Origin of the sequence: Gilliamella sp. B2838 (genome assembly GCF_026536185.1) — a bacterium.
Lineage (GTDB): Bacteria > Pseudomonadota > Gammaproteobacteria > Enterobacterales > Orbaceae > Gilliamella.
The window spans coordinates 58,044-83,117 of the sequence record NZ_JAFNOO010000002.1 but is presented as its reverse complement, the minus strand read 5'-3'; the positions used below and the strand labels follow the sequence as shown (position 1 = coordinate 83,117).

Genomic DNA, 25,074 nt, shown 5'->3' with positions numbered 1-25,074 from the left:
TGTTAATCTTAGCACTTGATGGTTTGAGCTATTTTTGGGCGTTAAATTTTGCAGATTTTTTTGTTGGCATGTTGTTATCTAAACGAAATACAGAAGGTATCGACTACTACCTTCTGTATTAATTATTGGTAGGTAACCGTTTAATTTTATGAGCATTTAAAAACCAATTGATAACTGTAATACTTTTCGGTTAATAAAAATTCTTTATGGACATTAGGTGTCCAAGAATCATCGCCACCAATTCCCATATGAAATGCATCAATACTGACATAAGCGCTGTCTTGTGGTTGCAATAGATGTCGATGTGATGTTTCCATTAACTGTTTTGTACCATATTGATTAATATTAAATTTAAATTGATGACCCGTAATGGTTAATTGATTGAGTTGTAATTTTTTTACATCGCAACGTAAACCATTTTCACAAGGAAAAATATAAGGCGTGTAGAGTTGGGAAAAAGGTAAACACCAGTCACTAAAGATTGCCGATGTTTTACGATCTGGATAATTTTCGTGTGGGCCTAATCCTAACCATTTTACCTGTTTTGGTACCTGTTTTAATTGAAATGTTAACCCTATACGTGCAGGTGGTGGCATATTATTCGCAATATCAATTTGTACAGATAAGGTTAGTTGTCCTTGCTGATCAAATTGGTATAACCATTTACTTTGAATGGCTTTTTTATTTTTTACAACATATCCATGAAGCACTTCGATAATAATTTTATCAGAAGATTCGGCCACTTTTATCCCAAAACATTGGTGTTTTAGGTCATAATAACCCGCCGCTTTCCACTGCTCAACCCAAGCAAAAGGATTATTATTGCTATCAAAATCACCACTGATACCTATATCATTATCAATTGGTGCACGAATAAATTGATCGGTAAAAGCTGAAGCTAATAACGGTTTGTTTCCTTTAAACCATTGTTCTAATTGACCCGTTGCTTTATTCAATTGCCAACGTTGATTTTTATAATTTATGACATAATTATCCTGATTTTCGGTTAACTTAAGCGAACTTTTATCTTGATTAATAGTCAGTAATGGAATAAAAGTGTTGGTTAACTTCCACTGTTCCCATGCGACTAGGTGCCCAGCGGTAGACCATGGCGTGGTTTTGCTTTGAATAATTTTGACTGATAAATGCAAATCTTCACAGTTAAAATCATTACCGACATCATCACACAAAACCATTTTTATTGTGCTATTGGCTTTAATGTCCAGTTTGGTTTTGCTGTATTTTCGTTTTTTACCCTCGACTAATAACTCCCATTGTAAAACCTCATGATTGGTATGATAAAATAAATACTCGCTGGTTATCTCAATTACTAATGGTTTTTGACTTATTAGCTTAAATTGATAAGGTTGCTGTAATTTCTTAGCTTCGATTAAACTAGGATGAGCATTGCGGTCGGGGAACACTAATCCATCTAAGCAAAATTGTCTATCGTGATACGTTTCACCAAAATCCCCGCCATAGGCCCAATAACTTTCCCCCGTTTGAGTTTGACAGCGAATACCATGATCTGCCCATTCCCAAATAAATCCGCCTTGCAAACGAGGGTATTGCCTAAATGCTTGCCAATACTTATAAAACGCACCTAAACTATTACCCATGGCATGCGCATATTCACATAAAATAAGAGGCCTGTGTTCATCAGGCATTGAAATCCATTTTGTTATTGCCCATTTAGGGACTGTTGGATGCGGTTGATCTTGCTCAACACGTGCATACATAGGGCAAATGATATCGGTAGCAGCTGTATTCGCACCACCCCCTTCGTATTGTACAGGTCGCGTTGGATCATTGCTTTTAATCCAAGCATAAAGTGCATCATGATTAGCACCATGACCGGATTCATTTCCTAATGACCAGATTATAATTGAGGGATGATTTCGATCACGTTGTACCATGCGCGTGACGCGTTCGCTATACGCTGCAAACCAACGAGGATCATCCGATAAACGGGACATAGGAAACATACCATGTGACTCAATATTGGCTTCATCCACTAAATACAGCCCATATTGGTCACAAAGTTCATACCATCTTGGATCATTAGGATAATGACTACATCTAACTGCATTAAAATTGTGTTGTTTGATGAGTTTTATATCATGCAACATCGCTTGTTCAGTGACGGCATACCCCATATCTGGATAGAATTCATGTCGGTTTGTCCCTTTTATGAGTAGAGCTTTACCATTTAAGCAAAGCTGACCATGTTTGATTTCAACTGTCCGAAAACCGACATTGTAGGCTTCTGATTCTATCAACCCTGTTTGTTTATGGTATAAACTGATAACCACACGATAAAGATTCGGCGTTTCCGCGCTCCATAATTTGGGGCTGGTGACTGGTATATGGCAGTCTAAGCGATCGTGATATCCGCCTTTTTCGTCAACAGCATCAGTACCAATGCTTTGAGAATGCTTAGTTATTAATTTATTTTGTTGCCATAATTCAATATCAACATTGAATAAATCTTTGTTGTCATCAAGATTGACATCAATCTGTAGTGAAAGCGTGGCATTTTGATAAAGTGCATCGAGTTGGGTGTGAATTTTTATGTCTCGTAAATGTGATTTCGGTTTATTTAATAACCAGACTTGGCGAAAAATACCACTTAATCGCCACATATCTTGATCTTCAAGATAACTACCATCGCACCACTTTAATACTAATACCGCAATGCGATTTTCACCGACCTTTAAAAAAGGTGTTAAATCAAATTCTGCCGCAATACGACTATCTTGAGAGTAGCCAACCCATTGACCATTACACCAAAGATGAAACGCTGAGCTGACACCATCGAATATAATTCTGGTATTTCCTTGTGCCAGCCATTGTTGAGTGATATTGACATAGCGAGAATAACAGCCTGTGGGATTTTGTTCCGGTAAAAAAGGTGGATTATAAGGAAAAGGATAACGTATATTGGTATAAACCGGTTTATCATAACCCTGCAATTGCCAATTAGACGGAACAGGAATAGTTGTTTTGTCTAACTCTTTTTTTAACCATGATTCTGGTACTTGATTTGGGCTATTGTAATAGCTAAAAAACCAATCGCCATTTAGTGACATAGTGGTGTCTGAATTCAGATTGTTTTTAGCGCTCTGTTTATCTCGCCAACTGTGAAATTTAGCATGTGTATCGAGTCTATTCAGACTTAACACAGATAAGTTATTCCAATCATGGCGGTTAATTATTTCATTGAAAGAAGGGGTCATATACTCTCCATTTACTGTTCCGTTAACCACTATTTTTTATTTATTGTAGTTAATGACATGAGCATTAATTGTTATAAATTATAAGTAACGGGTAATTTAAAACAGTGATCTAGATAACATTTATGTAACCGAATACATCTTTTTTCTAAATGGCTAGATTGGTTTATTTTTTTTATTTGTGATTTTCGATTACATCCCTTTTTGTATATAAATAGATAACTATTACTGTGATATAGGTCACAGCTTAGACATTTAATTTATTTATCACTATTTTTATTTGTTATATTAAAAAACGATAATTATTCTTCAAAGGATTGTTACCGCTGTGTAACGGGCAAAACCTAAAGAATAGCCATAAATAGCTATTCTTTAGGTTTTTTTTTGCCTCGAATTTACGAGGCTTCATTATGTTTTATAAAATAATGAGTAGGTAAATATGAAATATTTAACAAATAAGGTTGTAAAAGTCATAGCCAAACTAAAACAAATTGCGTTAATTACGATGTTAAGTTTATGCTATTTGCCAAATGTTATGGCTGCAACGTCAGAAGAGTTAGAAGCAAGGATAACAATTTTAGAACAGAAGTTACTAGAGATCAGTAAAGACTCAGCGGATTTAAAAAAGCAACTTGTTGAATCAAACAAGCAAATTGCTCAATTAAATAATAATATTAAAAAACAACAAGTCGTTATTAACAATCAACAAAAACAATTAAAAAATCAGACAGCATCACTCACCAATTCTAAAAAATCGGCTAGTTCACCACAAATTAATGTCAATAATAGCGTAAGTGATAATCAAATTGTGTTAGTTAATAATGTTAAAACTTCTTCTGCATCAGACGAAGATGGTTCTGCAAAAAAATCTTTTACTCTATCTGAATTTAAAGATTATATTAAAGATGAAATTGGATTTTCTTATAACGGTTATTTCCGTGGTGGATGGTCAACATCGAATAATGGTAAACCTAAAAACTATGCTGAAGGTGCGTTAGGTCGATTCGGTAATGAATATGGCGGTTGGTATGATCTTATTTTTAAACAAAAAGTTTATGATCAAGATGGGCGTAGAGTCGATGCTATTGTCATGATTGATGGGAATGTGGCAACCAATAAGGCAGCGGGTTTATTTAATACCCAAGATGATAATATTATGCAATTCTCTGATATTTATTTAGCTACTAAAGGATTTGTGCCTCGTTTCCCTGATGCAACATTATGGATTGGTAAGCACTCTTTACCTTACAACGAAATTCAGATGCTTGACTGGAAAACGCAAAAAACACCTGCTGGTGGTGGGGTAGGGATTGAAAATCTTGCCGTTGGTATTGGTGTACTTGATTTAGCTTTAGTTCGAGCTGATGTGAATGTAAAAAGTAAAAAAGCTGATGTGGTTGGTGTTGATGAAAATGGCAATCAGATTACTAGGCATAAAAAAGAGGACGTTGATCTTAATGAAATCGAATTACGTTATCATAACATTCCATTGTGGAAAGATGCGCTGTTTGGCATAAATGCACGTTATTCAGCACCGAATAAATCCAAAATTCAAGGCAATGTAGAAGTCAAAAATGCATGGCTTGGTAGTTTTGTATTACGTCAGAATGAATTTTTTGCTGGATTCAATCAGTTTACACTACAAGCAGCGACAAATTCGGTTGCTTCACAATTAGCCAACATCAATACTAATAATCCAGAGTTTGCAGCTAATGCTGATAATGATTATATTGGTGAACATACTGGGGGTAAAGCTTATCGCTTGGTTTCTGAAGGTGAAGCTTATTTAGCCGATAATGTTATTGTTGCCCATGCATTGGCACTAACTACGGGTAATGATGTTTATTCTTATGATCTCCATCGTGCTCATACCAATTTTTCTAGTTTTAAATCAGCGGTAAGACCTGCATATATATGGGATACCTATAACCAGAGTGGTGTTGAGCTTGGCTATTTTAGACAGAAAAATAAAGCTAATAGTCAAACTTACGTTGAGGAAGGCTATAAAACAACGCTTTATCATTCTTTCAAAGTCGGACAAAGTATTTTATCTTCTAGACCTGATATTCGTTTTTATGTTTCATATATTGAATCATTGCAAAATGATATTAGTAAGTTTGATTTTAATGGTAAGCATCACCAAATTAGTTTTGGGGTACAAACAGAGGTTTGGTTTTAGCTAATATCTTTTAATCGAGAGGGATAATACAATACGATTATCTGAGCTAATAGTATGCATCAAAAATCATTAAGTAAGCTCAGATAAGTGGTGATTATCCTCTATTTTTGATAGTGTTGATAAACTAAGATGTTATTGGTCGTTAATAATCATGTTATTTGATCAAATTGACAGAATAACGTTTAGTTAGCGTAGGTATAAATATATTAACTAAATTAGCAGGTGGCGCTTCACCTTTAGCAAGTTTCAATGCTAATTCAGCCGCTTGTTCTGCCATCGTTTGTAATGGATAACGGATAGTTGTTAATTTAGGGTGCAAGTAGCGAGCAAGAAGTAAATCATCAAAACCTATAATAGAAATCTCGGTTGGAATTTTTATATCATTATCATATAACACTGACATTGCACCAGCGGCCATAGAGTCATTATAACAAGCTATAGCGGTAATTTGACGATTGCGTTCGAGTAATGTCATCATAGCTTGTTCGCCACCGACTTCGTTAGGTGAGGCAAAAGCTATAAGTTTTTCATCAAGCTCTATATTATATTCAGCTAAAGCATCTTTATAGCCTTGCAAACGGTCAGATGCATCCGAGATATCATGGTTTGAACATAAATAACCAATTTTAAGATGGCCATGTTGAATTAAATGCTTCACCGCTAAATAGGAACCATAACGATCGTCGAGTGCAATACACCGTTTTTCAAAGCCGCTCACTACCCGATTGATTAATACCATTCCTGGCACTTGCTGCATTAATTTTTTTAATATACTGTCGGGCAAAACCTTAGCATGAACAACTAATGATGAACAGCGATGTTCGATAAGTTGCGTTATTGCATTATATTCTTGATCATGTTGATGATAGCCATTTCCAATTAATAAAAAATTACCTGTTCGATGAGCTACTTTGTCAACGGTACTTACCATCTCACCAAAAAAAGGGTCGGAAACATCGGCAACAACAATGCCTATGGTATTTGAATTTTGTTGGGATAACGCGCGAGCATTGGCATCAGGATAGTAATTTAATTTTTCCATAGCTTTTTTTACAATTTCACGTGTATTTTCGCTAACATTGTTTGCATTATTAATAACACGAGATACTGTTGCCACTGAAACTTTGGCTAATCGTGCAACATCTTTTATTGTCGCCATAAAACTACCTTTTAATTGATTACTACTAATTATTTATATCCATATTTGATACTTTATGTTTGTCCATATAGAGTTTCGTAAGATTACCAATGATTCAAGCAAAAGGGCTCGCAGTTTGGGAGAAATCCTGTACTTAAAATCTTTAAGTGAATTCAGTATGTAATACTCTGAATATATGAGCCAACGCATTATAATACGAGAAAATTTTGCTTTTGCCAATTGCTCTCTGGTTTGTCGAATCGATTCAGTTTAAATATATTAATTAAGAGGGATTTGTGCTGTTGAAATCCCTCTTGAATTGCTAAAAAATTAAGCCTCTTTGCTAAACAATTTATACCGATGTGATCTTGATTAGCATTGCAGTTGCAGGATCTAGTACTGGTAGGGGTAAACCAATATTCATTAACCAATCGCCCGATAACGTTGTGCTTTTTACCATCCAATTAGGTAGGGCTTTCATGACATGTCCATTCACTTTAGGATCAATATTATTAGGCATGTCAAGAATCTCAATGTGATAATCTTTATCTGGTAATAAACCCGCTAAACGTAAATTACCACTCAAAGCATAAGTCGGTAAAATAAGTTGTGCAATTATAAAAGCGGCCTCGGTTTGGTCTTGGCTAACCACACCATAACTTTGCATGGCTTGATTATCATCAACATCTAACCGAATAAAATTGCCCGAATGGAGCAATGAACGTAATTGTTTATGTAATTTTATATAATTAGCAAATGATAGTTTTTCTTGTTGTGATTCTTTTACAGGATCGAGTTCTACCCCCATATGGCCAAATAGTGCAGTTAAACCACGTAAATTCATATCAATTTGCCTATATGTGGTGTGACATAGCGCTCCACCAATATGGGCTCCTATTACTTCTGGTGGGAAAAAATAACTCATGCCGCGTTGAATTATTTGTCTATCTAATGCATCGTTGGAATCCGATGCCCAAAAACGTTGAGTACGTTTTAATATTTCATAATCAATGCGACCACCGCCAGATGAGCAAGATTCAATTTCGACATTCGGAAATTTTTTTTGCAAAATATCAAGTAACCGATAAACAGCTTTAGTTTGGCCAACTATAGCCGGATGACCATTATGACCCGCTTGTACGATTTCTCTATTCATATCCCATTTTATGTAGTCTATGTCGTAACTTCCAAGTAACCAGGTTAATCTTTCGAGCAAATAGTCAAAAACATTTGGATTTTGTAAGTCTAGTACATATTGATGACGACCTTCAGGTTGTTGATAACCTTGAAGTTCTAATAGCCAGTCAGGATGGGCACGATATAGATTAGAGTTTTTGTTAATCATTTCAGGTTCAACCCAGATACCAAATTCCATACCAAGGTCTTTAACATGTTTAATGACTGGTTCTAAACCATTTGGATATTTGCGCTCATCAAGATACCAATCGCCCAAGCCTTGATAGTCATCATCGCGATGACCAAACCAGCCATCATCAATAATGAAACGTTCAACACCTATTTGAGCTGCTTGTGTTGCCATTTTCATAATATAATCGGGATTATGATCAAAAAAGATGCCTTCCCAAGTATTAAGATGAACAGGGCGTGGTTTATGAGCAGAAAACTTAATAATATTGGTTCGTAAGAATTGATGAAAGTGCTGACTCATTTTATTTAAACCTTGATCACTATAGGTTGCATATAACCATGGTGTACTTACTGTTTCGCCTTTAGCTAAAGATATTTCGCCCGCCAGGTAAAGTGCTTCGGCTTGAATAAAACGTTTTCCATTGCTTTTGACGGCTACCTGTATGCGGTGGTTTCCGCTCCAACCTAAATGGATACCCCATACTTCTCCTGTTTGTTCCTTAAAACCACTTGTACCGACAATCATGCCAGGAAAATATTCATGTGAAGTTCTTCCTCGGCGATTCTCTTGTAAGTATCCGCAATGTTCAATTTTAGTGCGATGTGGAAAAAATTCTTTAATCCAACGACCATTAAATGCCATTAATTCCTGCGCCCGTTCAGGTATAGGTAAGGTTACTGACAAACGATTCACTTGATAAGGCTGCTCTGCTAAATTGGTTAGGCTATTTTGACATTGCAAAACACCACTTTCATCTAAAATGAGTTGGCTAGTTAAACGAAGCTTGGCAATATCATCTTCACTAATAATAGTAATATTGTTATTGTTTTTTTTGACTTCTTTAGTGATAAATACTGGAGACCAATCTTTGCCATTCCGATGTCCTTCAAGCCCGGGTGTACTAAAGTTACCTAACCCTTCTTCAGGACAAAGTGTGAATGGAACATCAATATCTAGGCGTGAATTAGGTATGGCAGGGTTAAGCATATCGATAGAATTGATATTTAAATTTTGTAATCGCTTTCCAAAATAACAGATTTCAGCATAAGGTTGCGTGCGTAAAATTATATCTAAGTTATTATTTCCAAGATGGTAATTCATGTTTTCTCCAAAATTGATTACTAAAACAATTCTTATACAGTAATGATAATTTAATTAGAAGGATATTATTAATTTTTTGTTTTGTGATTAAGATCTCATAAAATGTAATCGTTTTCATTTTTAGGGTTATTAACTTCATTCAAGTAAGATATATTATGAAATGATTATGCGAAAAATTCATTTTTTATGCTATTATGAACCAATGTTGGGTGAATAGATTAAATATCATGAAAAAACATAATATTATTGCTGTCGTTTCTTTTTTAAGTTGTGCTTTTAACGCTTATGGTGTAGATAAATATATCACCGATGATGTTGATGTTTACTTGCGTCGAGGTCCGGGGGCACAATATGCTTATTCAAATTCAGCAAAAGCGGGCGAAAAAGTCATTGAACTTGAAAAAAATAGCGATGGTAAATATACCAAAATTCAAGTCAATAATGGTAGTGTTGCATGGATTGAAACAAGTAAACTTAACGATCAACCGAGTTGCAAAGAGCGACTGCCATCTCTCGAATCTGAACTTGCCCAGTACAAAAGTAAAGCTGATAATGCCGATCAGTCCCAACAAAATGTTGCTAATCAATATGTGCAAAAATTGCAAGATGCAAACACTTTAATTGAGTCTTTACAAAATAAAAATACTGAGCTTGAAAACAAACTTAAGCAGCAAAATAGTCAACTTGAGTCAATGCTCAATCAAGTGGATGATAAACGCCGTGATCTGATTATCACTTGGTTCACCTATGGCGGACTCGTTGCTGGTGGAGGCTTAATTTTAGGTTTAATTTTACCATTAATTATGCCACGCCGTAGAAAAGATCGTTGGATGCGTTAAATGTCAAAGATCTATCTTGTCGGCGGCAGTGTTCGGGATAGATTATTAGGATTACCTGTAGTCGATCATGATTGGGTTGTTGTTGGTGCAACACCCGATCAGCTCCTTGCTTTAGGTTACCAACAAGTTGGTAAAGATTTTCCTGTATTTTTACATCCTACTACTAAAGAAGAATATGCACTAGCGCGTACTGAACGAAAGTCAGGTAACGGTTATACTGGTTTTATTTGTGATTTTGGGTCAAATATCACGTTAGAGCAAGATCTTATTCGTCGCGACTTAACAATTAATGCGATAGCGATGGATGAGCAAGGGCATATTGTCGATCCTTATAATGGTGTAAGTGATCTCCATAATAAAATACTACGTCATGTATCTTTGGCTTTTCGGGAAGATCCTTTAAGGATATTACGCATTGCTCGCTTTGCTGCTCGCTATCACCATTTGGGATTTAAAATAGCGCCAGAAACGTTAATTTTGATGAAAGAAATGGTTGATGCTGGCGAGGTGTCATATTTAACGCCTGAACGCATTTGGAAAGAGACAGAAAAAGCATTATCGACTCAGCATCCACACATTTATTTTCAAGTACTCAACCAATGTGGTGCGCTTGCTGTGTTATTTCCGCAATTAATATTGTCACAAAATGTTGTTGATGCGTTAGCTAGATCTGTTGAGTTAACTGCGCTATTAACGGTTCGTTTTGCAATATTATGTGCCCAGATGCCGACTAAGCGAAGTGTTGAATTGTTATGTCAAAAAATAAAATCACCTACAAGTTTTTTGAAGATAGCTGTTATGGTTCAGCAATATGGTAAAGTTGTTGAAGATATAAAGCAGTTGACGGCAGAGCAGATTATCCATTTACTAAATAGTATTGACGTTTGGCGTAATCCCCAACACCTTGAACAATTAATTATTGCAAGCCATGCATATTGTAAACAAGAACCATTTTTGCAAGCTCAATACTTAAATGGAGCTTATAATGTTGCCAATAGTGTTAACGTGCAAAATATTATTGCAGATGGTTTTGTTGGTAAAGCTATTTATAATGAATTACAAAAAAGGCGAATTGAAGCGTTATTAAACTGGATTTGATTGCATCTTAATCAATCGTCATTTTTTTTCAAAATATCTAAAAAAAAGGGTTGACGATTTGGCTTAAGACAAGCATAATGCGCCTCGCAGTGTTGGTTATGACGTTGCGAATGAGATGGCTACGTAGCTCAGTTGGTTAGAGCACATCACTCATAATGATGGGGTCACAGGTTCGAATCCCGTCGTAGCCACCATTAAGGTTAAGTAATACTTTTACCGGAAGTATACAGTGCGGGTGTGGCGAAATTGGTAGACGCACCAGATTTAGGTTCTGGCGCCGCAAGGTGTGTGAGTTCAAGTCTCTCCACCCGCACCATTTTAATCTTAGTATCTATCCTTTATTGGGGTATAGCCAAGCGGTAAGGCAGCGGGTTTTGATCCCGCCACTCCCAGGTTCGAATCCTGGTACCCCAGCCATTCCAATCTGCATATTTTTGATATCTCACTCTTTTGTATTTTATTGTTAATCATATCGATTTCTAAATTATTCATATGCGGGTATGGCGGAATTGGTAGACGCGCTAGATTCAGGTTCTAGTTCCGAAAGGTGTGCGAGTTCAAATCTCACTACCCGTACCAGATATCATTTTCACACTATAGTGGGGTATAGCCAAGCGGTAAGGCAGCGGATTCTGATTCCGCCATTCCAAGGTTCGAATCCTTGTACCCCAGCCACTAAATAATCATTTGAAGTGTTCACAGTCAACATAATATCGGTTGTTATGCCCAGTAAACTTAATCTCTATATCTAATGTAATAGTCGTGATAGATTAGAATTAGCGCAGTATGTGCGAATTGTCAGTTTAAGCCGAAAGTTAACTGTGTAACTTAATAAGTTGTAGTGAGCCTGGGCACCACTTTTATAAATTGGTAATAGCATCGTTAATATTGGGCTATAGAGCTTGATATTTAAATGTCTGGATTTTATTTTCTATCTTGTGTAATTCTTAAGAATGCTATTTATCGGCTAACTGTTGCAAGCTTGATTGGTTACTCGGTAAGGTTAATCAATAATAAATGGGTCATCCATTCAAGTTCATATGGTTGCCGGCAACAATTTTCTGTCGAATTAGAGTTTTTCAAGCAAATTGCTGGAGTATCACTTGAATCAGTTACAGTGAAATTTCAATTATCAATTGTTTGTTAAGATAAACGGTAGGATGACGTTCAAACAAAATTAACTGAGTTATTCTTTCGATTGAATTTTAATAATTGATAATATTGGTTCATTATCATAGTGTATCAAAATAAATAAAGTTTCTTTTATTATGGTTGAGTGCTGTATTGAATTAGCGTGGTTCAAGAGTGGCAAAAGTAGGGCATATCTCGTTAAATAAATGGTTTGTTTGGACATCTAAAGTTGAAGTGATATTAAACAATACATAAATTAACTTATAAAGCGAACTGTATTGTCTTATCTTTAATTTAAAAAGCTAAATAAAGGATTGTGAAATAGGCTCAAATCAATTAAGTGTTTAGATTGTGTAATAAAGAGGGAATAAAATCTGTTAATAAAAAATAAGTTTTCGATTTGTTAGAATATAAAGATATTGATATTTTGATAGTTATTTTTATCATTAGATGTATTCCACATGCATAATTTATATAGCATGTGGAATACGTATAAACTATAACGTATTATTTATATAAGTTTACATATACAGTTTGTGAAGTGCCTTTTGTATTTGCAGACACTTCTTTCACATAATAGAAATGTGCACCATTAGCAATTGCTTGTTTTTGAGCAGCAGCACTGATTTCAGCTGTATTGTTGAATGAACCATGGAAACTAATAGTGTCATATGGTTTCATTTTTTTGAATGCATCGCTGCTGATTTCGTAAGCGTCTTCACCTTCAATTGCTTTAGTCACGATGAAATCTCTTGCTACAGCATCTTTTTTGTATAATGCAACATCAATATCTTGTGCTTGATTTTTTACATCAGCAGGTGCAATTGAATACACATAGAAAGCATATGCATTTTTTTCTGCTGCTAATTTACTTGCTGCATTCATAATATCTGAAGTGTTGTTGTAATTACCTTTAAATTTAATCACTTCAAATGGTAAGTAGTAAAGTGCTTTCGCACGAGGATAAACAACAACACCATTTTGAGTCACTTCTTCTTTTTTAACTGCAACAGGTTCTTTTGATTGATAAATATCAGCATAAACGATTGCTTGATCAGCTGAATCACTAGTTGTTGCACTTTCAATTGATTTAATATGATAATATTTAGCACCTGCTTCATCAGCTGCACGAGAAATATCACTTGCCGCATTATCTGCTTGTAAATATTTACCTGTTACTGAGATTTCTTTAAGTGGGATTAAATTACTGCTTTCTTTAGCTGTTAGTGGTTCTGCTGCATACAAGCTTGCAACTGGTAGTGATAACAATAGTGCTAATGCAACAGATGATTTTTTAAAACGTTTCATGATAATTTCCTTCATTTTTATTTATTGAAATTAGAATTAAATTTAACGCTTTTTTTAATTTGCAAATTCATGACATCACTTATAGAGCAAATGGAATATCACGTACTCTACGGTATAATGCCTTAATCTACTTATTACTAAATGCGTTTAGACATAAAGCTTTTTCACTGAATAATTATAAAATAGCTTTTTTCTTTCCTATATATGTATGAATTTTAAGATAATTCTCAAGATATTTATAGTGGAAAATAAAACTTCATAGCACTTTTTGCTAAAAATGCAACAAATTGCTAACAATAGTTAATTTAAAACGATACAACAACTTTTTGAATTACTTGGTTATTTTTGAAATTTAAACAACTACCTGAATTTGATGAATAAAGTTATTCAATATTTGAGCTGTTAATCCCCAAATAATATAATTATTATATTGGTAAAAGTAAACTAAATGTTCTGATCTTTTCTGCCATTTTTGAGGGCGATTAGGCAATAAATGAAAAGGAAAGTCTTTGCCAAGTTTATGGCCAACTTCGACGGTAGCTTGGCTAGGACTGTTGTTGATAAACCAATTAAGCGGTACGGTAAAAACTTCTTCAACTTCATCAGGATTAAGGATAAAGTTATCTATAGATTTGATTTCACCGACAAAAGGGTAAATAGTCATAGCAAAATTTGCGATAAATTTAGGTAATTGTCCTAAAATAGTTATTTGTGTGGGTAAAATACCTAATTCTTCGCAAGTTTCACGTTTGGCTGTATATTCTGGATTACTATCGTCTACCTCTACTCGCCCACCTGGAAAGCAAATATCACCAGGTTGCCATTTCAATGTTTTCGAGCGGACTTGAAACAGTAAATGCAATTGATTATTGACCTTAACAAGCGGTATTAAAACTGCTGCTTTTTGATTCATTTCGTTTGCTATCTTATCTGTTTTCAATAAGTTAGCTATCTGTTCTGTTGTGATCATAATATTTATTTAGTTTTGTTTTTAAATTTACGCTGTATTTACGTTATAATATGAACATGGTAGATTGAAGTTGTTTGTTAGTAGTACACGTGGTTCACCTTGATAATGTCATGCAATATTATATTAACAACATAAAAAAAGAACTTAAAGATCTTGCTTTACTAAAACATAAAAGAGCACTCGATGGTATGTCCTTAGAGTTCCAACGTGTTTTTACATTGTTGCCTGCGCTTTTTCATTTTCATCATCCGGCTTTGCCTGGCTATTTAAACGAAGATACCCCGATGGGCATTGCTTGTTATCAAGCTTCTGATGAAGTTTTTGCTCAGTTAAAAAATGAATTTAATTTTAATCTTCCACAAGCATTTAATAAGGCAGATATTTCCGCATTATATTCAATGGGCAGTACTTGCTCTATCGGCCAGTCAGTAACGTCAGATCTTGATATTTGGATTTGTATTGAAAATAATTTATCGGCAGTTAGAAAATCGTCATTACAAAAAAAATGCCGATTGATTGAACAATGGGCAAAAGAGCTTGGAATAAAATTAACATTATTTGTTGTTGATGTAGATCGTTTTATTAATCAACATCATGAATGTTTAATGGGCGAAAACTGTGGTTCTGCTCAACATATTTTATTATTGGAAGAGTTTTATCGATCAGCTAATTTACTTGCAGGCAAACTATTATTGTGGTTTGCTGTGCCCGCAAATTTAACCGTGAATAATACAACCTATCCTAGCTATGAAAAATGTATTGAAGCGTTAGTTGAACAAAAAATAATTGAACGTGATCAATGGATCGATTTTGGACCTTTAACTGGGCTATCGGCAGAAGAATATTTTGGCGCCAGCCTGTGGCAACTTTATAAAAGTATTGATTCACCTTTCAAAGCGGTATTAAAGACATTATTACTTGAAGCCTATTCGTGGATATATCCAGAAAACAAACCTATTGCTTATCAAATGCGCGATTTGATACAAACATTTAAAAGCGATGAAGGGTGTTATCTTGATTCTTACTATATGCTATTGCAACGAATCAGTAACTATCTAATTGAAATTAAAGATTTCTCGAGATTAAAATTAGTAAGAACGTGTTTTTACCTAAAAGTTAATGAAAAATTATCTATTGCAAATTCTACGCTATCGTGGCGTCGTAAAGTACTTGAAGATTTGGTAAAGCAATGGAAATGGGATAAATCATGTTTTGCTAAACTCGATACCAGCGATACTTGGAAAATAGAACAAGTTCGTGAAATACATGAAGTTTTACTGCAAACTATGATGACGGGGTATCGTAACTTACTTAATTTTGGTCGCCGTAATAATTTGGATTCTTTAATTAGTCCCCAAGACTTAGCAATATTAACACGTAAATTGTATGCTTCATTTGAAGTATTACCGGGTAAAATAACCACATTAAAGCTTAACATTTCTCATAATTTACAAGAAGAGGCGTTAACCTTTATTCATGTTAAAGAAGATAGAATAAATCGAGCTGGTTGGTATGTTTATAAACAAAAACCAATATTGGATCAAATTATTGGTCACCAATATTTAGAATATAGTAAGTATTTAGTTAAGCTGGTAAGTTGGTGTTACTTTAATCGTTTAATCTCGGACTCTACTGAATTTTATTATCACGATGGCGAGGATCGGGATAAAGCAAAAATAACCAAATTTATTGATGACCTAAAAGAATATTTTCCTATTGATGTGCCAGCAGCAACCGAAGAGCAATTGTATGGCCCATGTGAAATCCGACATTTAGCGATCATCTTGAATTTAGAAAATGATCCAACTACTCAATGTGAATTAGACCATGAAATTAATACTAATATATTAAATTATGGTAAAAAAGAGTTAAGTTTAGTGGGATCGGTTGATTTGCTTTATCGCAACTCATGGAATGAAATTCGCGTTTTGCACTTTAGTGGTACATTATGTGTCCTTGAAGCCATAAAAGCATTACTAAACCGAATGCATAAAGATGCGGATTTACCCAATTCAATGGAAATTTTTTGTTACAGTAAATATTTTAGTGTTGAAATTAAAAAACAGATTAAAAAATTAATGGATGACTGTGTCGAATTACGTTTGACTACCACTATCAATAATTCGACACAAGTTAAACCATTAAGAATTGATGGAGCATCTTGGTATTTATTTTTTGAACGTTTAGGTGTTTCATTCCATCAATTTGAAAATGCTATCGACTTTTATGGTGCGGTATCGAATAACAAAGTTCAAGGTAGGCCTTTAAACATTTTAGATGAAACCAATGAACTCCCAAAAGAAATTGATAGTGTAGCTTATCAAGGCATCATACAATTCTTTTTTGAAGATACCCAAACAGGTTTTGATCTGTATATTTTAAATGAACATAATCAGATCGAGATCTATCGCAATTGTAATGGTAATAAAGAAAATATGGTCAAAGCAATCAACGATTTTTATGTTTTGTCTGATGATCGCTTTACTTTTACTACAAGCAGCTCTGTTAATTTTAATCTTCCGCAATTCTATCAAATTACCTACAGTGATAATGGGGATCGTGAGATCTTTTTATTAAATTAATCGATCTCAATTAAAAATTAATGTAAAAAAAATTGAGAAACACATTACGTTTTAGTATAAAAAAGAGTAAAAAAGTAATTTTAATAGGTAAATTTTTAAAATTTCTATTAAAATGTGGGAACTTTTTTTAAATTTAAGAATCTAACTGTTTGTAAGCGCAATTTTGGGCCACATAGCAGTTATTAACATAATGAGGAATGGCCTGTAATGGGGGAGAAAGTAACAGACCAAGTATTAGTTGATCGTGTATTAAACGGAGATAAAAATGCGTTCAATTTGCTTGTACTACGTTATCAAAATAAACTCGCTCATTTGGTTTCTCGCTATGTTTTAGCTTCAGAAATACCTGATGTTGTGCAAGAAACTTTTATTAAGGCTTATCGATCGTTAAGTCTATTTAAAGGTGAAAGTATATTTTATACGTGGTTGTATCGAATAGCAGTTAATACAGCAAAAAATTATTTAATTTCTCAAGGACGACGTCCTCCATCTTCAGATATCGATGCAAGTGAGGCTGAAGGATATGAAGGTGCAGATTCGTTAAGAGATTTGGACAATCCAGAAAGTTTAGTCCTGTCAAAAGAGGTTGAAAAAGTTGTATTTGACGCTATTGAAGCTTTGCCTGATGATTTAAGAACCGCTATTACTTTACGGGAAATAGACGGTTTAAGTTATGAGGAAATTGCTGAAATTATGGATACACCAGTTGGAACAGTGAGATCACGTATTTTTAGAGCGCGTGATATTATTGATGAAAAGATTAAACCATTAATAAATGGTTGAAATGAATTAATAATAAGCAGTGATAAATTTAAGGTATCTATTATGCAAATAGAACAAAAAGAGCAACTTTCATTACTCATGGATGACGAGTTAAACGATGATCACTTCATTGATGCTGTATCAAAAGATGAAAGTTTACAAGCATGTTGGCATCGTTATCACATTGTAAGATCTGCAATGCGTGGTGAATTGCACGATAGTTCATTGACGTTAGATATTTCAAATCAAGTCGCAAAAGCAATCGCTGCTGATAATTTATATTTACCTCTACCAAATCAACCTGATCAAAATAACGTTGATATTCCCAAAGCACAAAATCTTATTTGGCTTCGAATTAAAGATTGCTTAGGTAAAGTAAGTCAGGTTGGACTAGCAGCCTGTGTGACTTTAGCGATTATTGCAGGCGTTCAATATCACCAAGGGCAATCCGATGATTCCAACGGTTCGCCAGTCTTAAATACTGTACCCATTGGGGTAAATGTCGCGCCAGTTGGTGGTATACAACAGCACAATGATCAACAACTAATTGAAAAAAGACAGTATGATAAAATTCGACTGTTGGTCCAAGATTATGAATTGCAAAAAAGGCTCAATGCGTACTAATTTTATATGAATTTTTCATTTTATTTAACTAAGTGCAAAATCAAACAGAGTATAATGATTATTGTTACTCTGTTTTTTATGTTGTTTGCATTATCTGTTTTTGCTGCTGATACCGATAAAGCGGTAAATTTGTTAAATAAAATGAGCAAATCTGTCCAAACAAATAGTTATCAAATCCATTTCCTTTCACAAGATAAAGATCAGTATGTCACGACCTTTGAATATAGCCATTTAGGGGCTTTACAAAAAGAGGAGGTCAAAGCGCAATTGCTTTATCTTGAAGGTCCTGCAAAAGAGATTATTTTACACAATAATATTACCAGTTATTTTCAACCTGATAGTGCATCTTTTTCTATTACCAGCCCTCGTATAACCGAAGCCTTCCCTGATGTCATTTATAATGATTTTACTAAACTTACTGATGTATACGAATTTGTGAAGTTAGGTAAAACTAGAACGGCCAATCGCAGTGTACAGCTAATAAAAATGATAGCTAAAGATAAAGATCGCTATAGCTATATTATTTGGATAGATGACAAGAATTTTTTACCGATACGAATCGATTTACTTGATCAAGATGGTGAGATTATCAATCAATTCAAAGTAGTAGATATCGATGAAGACTTTGATCAGAAAAAAATGAAAGATTATATCGATAGCCGTACTTACCCTATCTTATTATCTATTGAAAAACAGAACAATATGTTAGATGCATGGCGATTAGCTTGGTTACCAAAAGGATTTAAAGAAGTTGCTGCTTATAATGTCAATTTTTACAATTCTGATATTGCAACCAAACTTTTTTCGGATGGCGTATTTTCGTTCACAGTAAATGTTTCTTCTGATTCATCAAATCAATCAAACCAGCTTATCCAACAAGGTGGACGTACAATTTTTTCAACAAATATTGGTAACAAAAATATTATTATTATTGGTAACTTGCCTAAAACTACCATTGAGCGAATTGCTCAAAATATTGTTGAGAAATAGCTGCAAACCTTTCGATAAGACTATGCTTAGTGGCTATTAATGTGTAGAATGTTGCTTTTCTATTTTCCGTGATTATCTAATTGCTCTATTATTTGTCAAAACCATTATTGGATAATCAACAGTATATAACTAAAATATAAACTATAATTTATTGATATGAATAAAAATATCCGCAATTTTTCAATTATTGCTCATATTGATCATGGTAAATCGACACTTTCAGATCGTATTATTCAAATTTGTGGTGGTCTTTCTGATCGCGAAATGGCAGCCCAAGTTCTGGATTCGATGGATCTTGAGCGTGAACGAGGTATCACAATTAAAGCACAAAGCGTGACATTAGATTATCATGCTAAAGATGGTCAAACCTATCAGCTTAATTTTATCGATACGCCTGGACATGTTGATTTTTCGTATGAGGTTTCTCGTTCGCTAGCCGCCTGCGAAGGTGCCTTATTGGTTGTCGATGCTGGTCAAGGGGTAGAAGCACAAACCCTTGCTAACTGTTATACTGCTTTAGACATGAATCTGGAAGTTGTCCCGGTACTGAATAAAATTGATTTGCCAGCAGCAGAACCAGAGCGCGTTGCCGCTGAAATTGAAGACATTGTTGGTATTGATGCAAGTAATGCTGTTCGATGTTCAGCCAAAACCGGGGTAGGTGTTGTTGATGTACTTGAACAATTAGTAAAAGATATTCCCCCTCCTGAAGGTGATTCTAATGCACCATTGCAAGCATTGATTATTGACTCATGGTTTGATAACTATTTAGGTGTCGTGTCGTTAATTCGGATTAAAAATGGCGAACTGCACAAAGGTGATAAAATCAAAGTAATGAGTACTGGCATGACATATAATGTCGATCGCCTTGGTATTTTTACACCAAAACAAGTTGATAAAGATTCGCTAAACTGTGGCGAGGTTGGCTGGGTTGTTTGTGCAATCAAAGATATTTTAGGTGCACCAGTTGGTGATACCTTAACCTCCGCCAGAGCTCCAGCGGATAAACCATTACCCGGGTTTAAAAAAGTAAAACCACAAGTTTATGCTGGTTTATTCCCGACAAGTTCTGACGATTACGAAGCATTTCGTGATGCACTCGGTAAATTAAGCTTAAATGATGCGTCATTATTTTATGAACCAGAAAATTCAGGTGCCTTAGGATTTGGTTTTCGTTGTGGTTTCCTTGGGTTATTACACATGGAAATCATTCAAGAACGATTAGAGCGCGAGTATAACCTTGATTTAATTACAACTGCGCCAACTGTTGTTTATGAAGTTTTAACCACATCAAATGAAATTGTCTATGTTGATAGCCCAGCTAAGCTACCAGCTGTAAATAATATTCAAGAACTTCGTGAACCGATTGCTGAATGTAATATTTTAGTGCCGCAAACTTACTTAGGAAATGTTATTACCTTATGTGTAGAAAAACGTGGTGTACAAACTAATATGGTTTACCATGGTAATCAAGTCGCACTGACTTATGAAATCCCAATGACTGAAGTTGTATTAGATTTCTTTGATAAATTGAAATCAACTTCGCGTGGATATGCATCATTAGATTATAGTTTTAAACGTTTTCAGGTTGCTGATATGGTCAGACTAGATGTACTGATTAATGGTGAGCGAGTTGATGCGTTAGCTCTAATTACACATAAAGATAATGCACCTTATCGTGGGCGTGAATTAGTTGAAAAGATGAAAGATCTTATTCCTCGTCAGCAATTTGATATTGCTATTCAGGCAGCTATAGGTAATCATGTTATTGCTCGATCAACAGTCAAACAGTTACGCAAAAACGTATTAGCCAAATGTTATGGCGGTGATGTAAGCCGTAAGAAGAAACTTTTACAGAAGCAAAAAGAAGGTAAAAAACGCATGAAGCAGGTAGGTAACGTAGAACTACCGCAAGAAGCATTTTTAGCTATTTTGCATGTAGGAAAAGATTAATTAGTTGAAGAGGTAAAAAAATGGCTGGAATATTTGCCATCATATTAACGTTAGCAACATTTATAACTGGAATCTTTTGGTTTTTAGAAAAATTTAAATGGAAACCAGCAAGACAAAGAAAAGTTGAAGAAGTTCGCCAACAATGCAATGGTGAAGTTGATGGCAAAATACTTGCTGAAGTTGGAAAACCAAATGGCTGGATAGAGACGTTATCCTCATTTTTTCCAGTTTTATTTATTGTATTTGTGATTCGTTCATTTTTATTTGAACCTTTCCAAATACCGTCTGGTTCAATGATGCAAACTTTACTGGTCGGCGATTTTATTGCCGTCCAAAAGTACTCCTATGGACTTAGAGATCCCATCACAAATACAGTATTGATTCCAACTGGCCACCCAAAGCGAGGTGATGTAGCGGTATTTAAACATCCAAATGTTCCACAAATGGATTTAATTAAACGTGTTGTGGGGTTGCCTGGTGATAAAATTGTCTATTCAGTCAATGATAAAAAGATATTTATTTACCCTGCTTGTCAAACAAGTGATCTCAATTGTGTTGGACAAAAAGCTCAGCCGTTAGATTTACATTATACTGAACCCAAACCTAGTGATTGGAAAGAAGTGCACAGAGAAATGAAAGCCAACCCGAATTTTTATACGCTAGAACAATATGCAAAGCAAGATATTGTCAATTCACGATCTGTGGTATCGCTTGATATGAAAATACAACAAGAAACGTTGGGCGAGCAACCTCACGATATTTTAACCACTCAAGGTTCACAAGAAGATCCAAATTATTTTTACCATCAAGAAGGTCAACCTATTGCGACATGGGTTGTCCCACAAGGGCACTATTTTATGATGGGGGATAACCGTGATAACAGTGGTGATAGCCGTTACTTTGGTTTTGTACCCGAAGAAAACTTTGTTGGACGAGCAACCGCAATTTGGATTAGTTTTGAAAAACAACCTAATGAATGGCCTACCGGTATAAGATTCAGCCGTATTGGTGGTATACATTAATAATAATGATGATGAAAAAATTTAGTCAAATACAACAATCAATTGGTTACCAATTTAACGATTTATCTTTACTTGAATTAGCACTTACTCATCGTAGTGCTAATAAATTACATAATGAACGTTTAGAGTTTCTTGGTGATTCTATTTTAAGTTTTGTTATTGCCGATGAGCTTTATCACCGATTTATCAAACAAGACGAAGGTGATTTAAGTCAAATGCGAGCAAGCTTAGTCTGTGGTCAAACTTTAGCGGAAATTGGTAAAGACTTTAAGTTAGGTGATCATCTTATTTTAGGACAAGGTGAATTAAAAAGCGGTGGATTTCGTCGTGAATCCATCATTTCTGATGCTGTAGAAGCCATAATTGGTGCAATTTACTTAGATAGTGATATTGAAAATATACGTCAATTAATTTTAGCTTGGTACCAAACTCGCTTAACTGAAATTAAACCCGGCATTAAACAAAAAGATGCTAAAACCCGTTTGCAAGAATATTTACAAGGTATTCATCATGAAAGGCCATGTTATTTAATTCTTGAAGTGACTGGTGACAATCATGAACAAGAGTTTTTAATTCAGTGTAAAATTGAAAACGATGATAATCAATATTTAGGGCGTGGTTTAAGTCGCCGTAAGGCGGAACAATCCGCAGCACAACAAGCTCTCAATCAATTAGGTATAAAATGACAGAAACGATAGCACATTGTGGTTTTGTTGCCATTGTTGGCCGACCAAATGTAGGTAAATCAACCTTATTAAATCAATTACTTGGCCAAAAAGTCTCAATTACTTCGCGTAAAGCTCAAACTACACGCCATCGAATTATTGGTATTGATACACAAGGCAATGATCAAGTTATTTACATTGATACGCCAGGACTACACATTGAAGAAAAACGCGCAATTAATCGCTTAATGAATCGCGCAGCGAGTAGCTCAATAGGTGATGTTGAACTAGTTATTTTTGTCGTTGAAGGTACGCATTGGAATGATGACGACGAGATGGTTGCTAACAAGTTGAAAGGATGTAAATGTCCGGTTTTACTTGTCATTAATAAAATTGACAATGTTATGGATAAAACGCAACTTTTACCCCATATTCAAGCAATCAGTCAAAAACTTGATTTTCTCGATGTGGTGCCTATTAGTGCTGAAAAAGGGGAAGGTATTGACATTATTAAAAGTATTGTCAAAAAACACCTACCCGAAGGTGAACACCATTTTCCTGAAGACTATATTACCGATCGTTCTCAACGATTTATGGCATCAGAAATTATTCGTGAAAAACTAATGCGATTTTTAGGTGATGAGTTACCTTACTCAGTTACTGTTGAAATTGAACAATTTAAAGTTGATGAACGCAACGGCATGTATCGTATCAATGGCTTGATTTTAGTGGAACGAGATGGTCAAAAGAAAATGGTTATTGGTAATAAGGGCGAAAAAATTAAAAAAATTGGTATTGAAGCGCGCAAAGATATGCAGTCCTTCTTTGATAACAAAGTTCATTTAGAGCTGTGGGTAAAAGTCAAAGCGGGTTGGGCTGATGATGAACGGGCACTGCGAAGTTTAGGTTATAGTGATGATTAATTATCATCACTTTAGATTAAGTAATTAAACTCATCATCGTGTTTAATTACTTAATTGATTTGACTGATTTTTATATTGTTTGTCCTTTTTCTATTTTATACGCTAAACAAACACTGTTTTTGACTTGTTCTCCATCTAGCCTTTTTAATAAAAGCTCAATTGCAACTTTTCCAATTTCAAAACGGGGTGTGATAACCGTTGCTATTTTTTGTTGATTAGCGCGACCAATTTCTAAACCATGAAAGCCTGCAATAGCAATTTGTTCAGGTACTGCAATATTATATTTTTGGCATTCAAGTAACACGCCAATTGCCATATCATCATTAGTACAAAATATTCCATCAAGGTCGGGATATTGTTCGATAGCTTGGTTAAATAAACTTTTACCTAAATTAATTGAGGATATTGCATCAGGAATAATCTGCTTTGCTATCAATCCTGATTGTTTCATGGCGCGTTGATAACCATTGTAGCGTTGGCTATCACGGGCACTGGCGATAGAATTAAAATAGATAATATTTTTTTTGCCTGAAGCTAACATTTGCATTGTCATATCAAAGGCGGCTTGTTCGTTATCAAACCCAACTTGGATATCAAAAAATTGCTGAGTCACATCCATCAATTCAACAACAGGAATATTGGCCGTTTTTAAGTACTGTAAAGTTGTTTTAGTATGGTTTTTTTCCATTAGAACCAAGGCATCAATATTATAGGATAGCAAATTGATAATTTTTTCTTCTTCAATTTTTTTATCATAATTATAATTGGTAATAATGGTTTGATAATGGTGCTTCGAGGTAACTGACTCAATTCCTGCTAACACTTCTAAAAATATGTGATTTTTAAATGAAGGAATAACAATACCAATACACCTACTGCGTGAGCCCAACATGATTTGCGGTGCAAGATTAGGAATGTAATTAATTTCTTTTAAAACTTTTGCTATTTTTTCTTTGTTTTTTTCAGAGACTTGTTCTGGATTTCTCAAATAGCGACTAATAGTCATTTTAGTCACGCCGGTCAAATCTGCGATATCTTGTAAACTAATGCGTTTATCTTTCATAACCCTTTATTTTTATAGGTAAACAAGCCAGTTGAATTTAGCCATTTTACCAGTAAAAATAAAAATAAAAAATAAATCCCATTATTGCTGTACTAAATAAGAAGATAATCGTTACTATTATCTT

General features: G+C 34.6%; 17 protein-coding genes and 5 tRNA genes. 16 read left to right on the top strand and 6 right to left on the bottom strand.

Translation table 11 applies throughout. The annotated features are described in order from the left end of the window. Positions 1-146: 146 nt before the first annotated feature. A complete protein-coding gene (locus J3U63_RS02195; protein ID WP_267370342.1) occupies positions 147-3,236 on the bottom strand; it encodes a beta-galactosidase in 3,090 nt (1,029 codons plus the stop codon). A 436-nt stretch (positions 3,237-3,672) separates the two neighbouring features. Between J3U63_RS02195 and J3U63_RS02190 the strand changes: the two genes are divergently transcribed. Then, on the top strand, positions 3,673-5,412 hold the full coding sequence (locus tag J3U63_RS02190) for a carbohydrate porin (protein WP_267370341.1): 1,740 nt from the start codon (positions 3,673-3,675) through the stop codon (positions 5,410-5,412). A 154-nt stretch (positions 5,413-5,566) separates the two neighbouring features. Here the strand turns inward: J3U63_RS02190 and J3U63_RS02185 are convergent, their stop codons facing one another. Then, positions 5,567-6,571, bottom strand: coding sequence for a substrate-binding domain-containing protein (locus tag J3U63_RS02185; protein WP_267343555.1), 1,005 nt, complete (start codon positions 6,569-6,571; stop codon positions 5,567-5,569). A gap of 331 nt (positions 6,572-6,902) precedes the next feature. Beyond that, positions 6,903-9,020 (bottom strand): alpha-galactosidase, encoded by a 2,118-nt coding sequence (locus J3U63_RS02180; protein WP_267333331.1) that lies wholly within the window; start codon positions 9,018-9,020, stop codon positions 6,903-6,905. A 227-nt stretch (positions 9,021-9,247) separates the two neighbouring features. Between J3U63_RS02180 and J3U63_RS02175 the strand changes: the two genes are divergently transcribed. From J3U63_RS02175 to J3U63_RS02145, 7 genes are all read left to right on the top strand, one after another. After that, positions 9,248-9,859 carry a TIGR04211 family SH3 domain-containing protein gene (locus J3U63_RS02175; protein ID WP_267343553.1) on the top strand — a complete coding sequence of 204 codons (612 nt, stop codon included), beginning with the start codon at positions 9,248-9,250 and terminating at the stop codon, positions 9,857-9,859. Continuing rightward, positions 9,860-10,957, top strand: coding sequence for a multifunctional CCA tRNA nucleotidyl transferase/2'3'-cyclic phosphodiesterase/2'nucleotidase/phosphatase (locus J3U63_RS02170; RefSeq protein ID WP_267370340.1), 1,098 nt, complete (start codon positions 9,860-9,862; stop codon positions 10,955-10,957). Between the two features lie 117 nt (positions 10,958-11,074). Then, a tRNA-Met gene (locus tag J3U63_RS02165) sits at positions 11,075-11,151 on the top strand. A 37-nt stretch (positions 11,152-11,188) separates the two neighbouring features. Continuing rightward, a tRNA-Leu gene (locus J3U63_RS02160) sits at positions 11,189-11,273 on the top strand. 26 nt (positions 11,274-11,299) lie between these two features. Next, positions 11,300-11,374: transfer RNA gene (locus J3U63_RS02155), tRNA-Gln, on the top strand. A 77-nt stretch (positions 11,375-11,451) separates the two neighbouring features. Beyond that, positions 11,452-11,536, top strand: a tRNA-Leu gene (locus tag J3U63_RS02150). Positions 11,537-11,557: 21 nt separating this feature from the next. Then, positions 11,558-11,632, top strand: a tRNA-Gln gene (locus tag J3U63_RS02145). Between the two features lie 963 nt (positions 11,633-12,595). On the opposite strand, the gene J3U63_RS02140 is transcribed toward J3U63_RS02145, so the two are convergent. Continuing rightward, positions 12,596-13,396: a YdgH/BhsA/McbA-like domain containing protein gene (locus tag J3U63_RS02140; protein WP_267343551.1), complete on the bottom strand. Its 801-nt coding sequence runs from the start codon at positions 13,394-13,396 to the stop codon at positions 12,596-12,598. 352 nt (positions 13,397-13,748) lie between these two features. Next, positions 13,749-14,366 carry an NUDIX hydrolase gene (locus J3U63_RS02135; protein ID WP_267346504.1) on the bottom strand — a complete coding sequence of 206 codons (618 nt, stop codon included), beginning with the start codon at positions 14,364-14,366 and terminating at the stop codon, positions 13,749-13,751. Positions 14,367-14,440: 74 nt separating this feature from the next. Here J3U63_RS02135 and J3U63_RS02130 point away from each other — a divergent pair, with 74 nt between their 5' ends. The 8 genes from J3U63_RS02130 to era all read left to right on the top strand — a co-directional run bounded on the left by J3U63_RS02130 (position 14,441) and on the right by era (position 23,887). Then, positions 14,441-16,948, top strand: coding sequence for a class I adenylate cyclase (locus J3U63_RS02130; protein ID WP_267343549.1), 2,508 nt, complete (start codon positions 14,441-14,443; stop codon positions 16,946-16,948). Positions 16,949-17,155: 207 nt separating this feature from the next. Then, a complete protein-coding gene (rpoE, locus tag J3U63_RS02125) occupies positions 17,156-17,731 on the top strand; it encodes an RNA polymerase sigma factor RpoE (RefSeq protein ID WP_267343548.1) in 576 nt (191 codons plus the stop codon). A 42-nt stretch (positions 17,732-17,773) separates the two neighbouring features. Further along, a complete protein-coding gene (locus J3U63_RS02120; protein ID WP_267333340.1) occupies positions 17,774-18,334 on the top strand; it encodes an RseA family anti-sigma factor in 561 nt (186 codons plus the stop codon). Between the two features lie 54 nt (positions 18,335-18,388). Further along, entirely contained in the window at positions 18,389-19,324 is a 936-nt protein-coding gene (locus J3U63_RS02115; RefSeq protein ID WP_267333341.1) for a MucB/RseB C-terminal domain-containing protein, read from the top strand. A 156-nt stretch (positions 19,325-19,480) separates the two neighbouring features. Next, a complete protein-coding gene (gene lepA / locus J3U63_RS02110) occupies positions 19,481-21,277 on the top strand; it encodes a translation elongation factor 4 (RefSeq protein ID WP_065633325.1) in 1,797 nt (598 codons plus the stop codon). A gap of 20 nt (positions 21,278-21,297) precedes the next feature. After that, on the top strand, positions 21,298-22,299 hold the full coding sequence (lepB, locus tag J3U63_RS02105; protein ID WP_267333342.1) for a signal peptidase I: 1,002 nt from the start codon (positions 21,298-21,300) through the stop codon (positions 22,297-22,299). Between the two features lie 8 nt (positions 22,300-22,307). Then, entirely contained in the window at positions 22,308-22,985 is a 678-nt protein-coding gene (gene rnc, locus J3U63_RS02100) for a ribonuclease III (RefSeq protein ID WP_416379573.1), read from the top strand. Then, complete coding sequence (gene era, locus J3U63_RS02095; RefSeq protein WP_065633327.1) at positions 22,982-23,887, top strand: GTPase Era; 906 nt, start codon at positions 22,982-22,984, stop codon at positions 23,885-23,887. The genes rnc and era overlap by 4 nt, the downstream gene beginning before the upstream one ends. A 70-nt stretch (positions 23,888-23,957) precedes the next feature. Here the strand turns inward: era and idnR are convergent, their stop codons facing one another. Next, positions 23,958-24,950, bottom strand: a complete 993-nt coding sequence (idnR, locus tag J3U63_RS02090) for a DNA-binding transcriptional regulator IdnR (protein WP_267370339.1) — start codon at positions 24,948-24,950, stop codon at positions 23,958-23,960. Between the last annotated feature and the right edge of the window lie 124 nt (positions 24,951-25,074).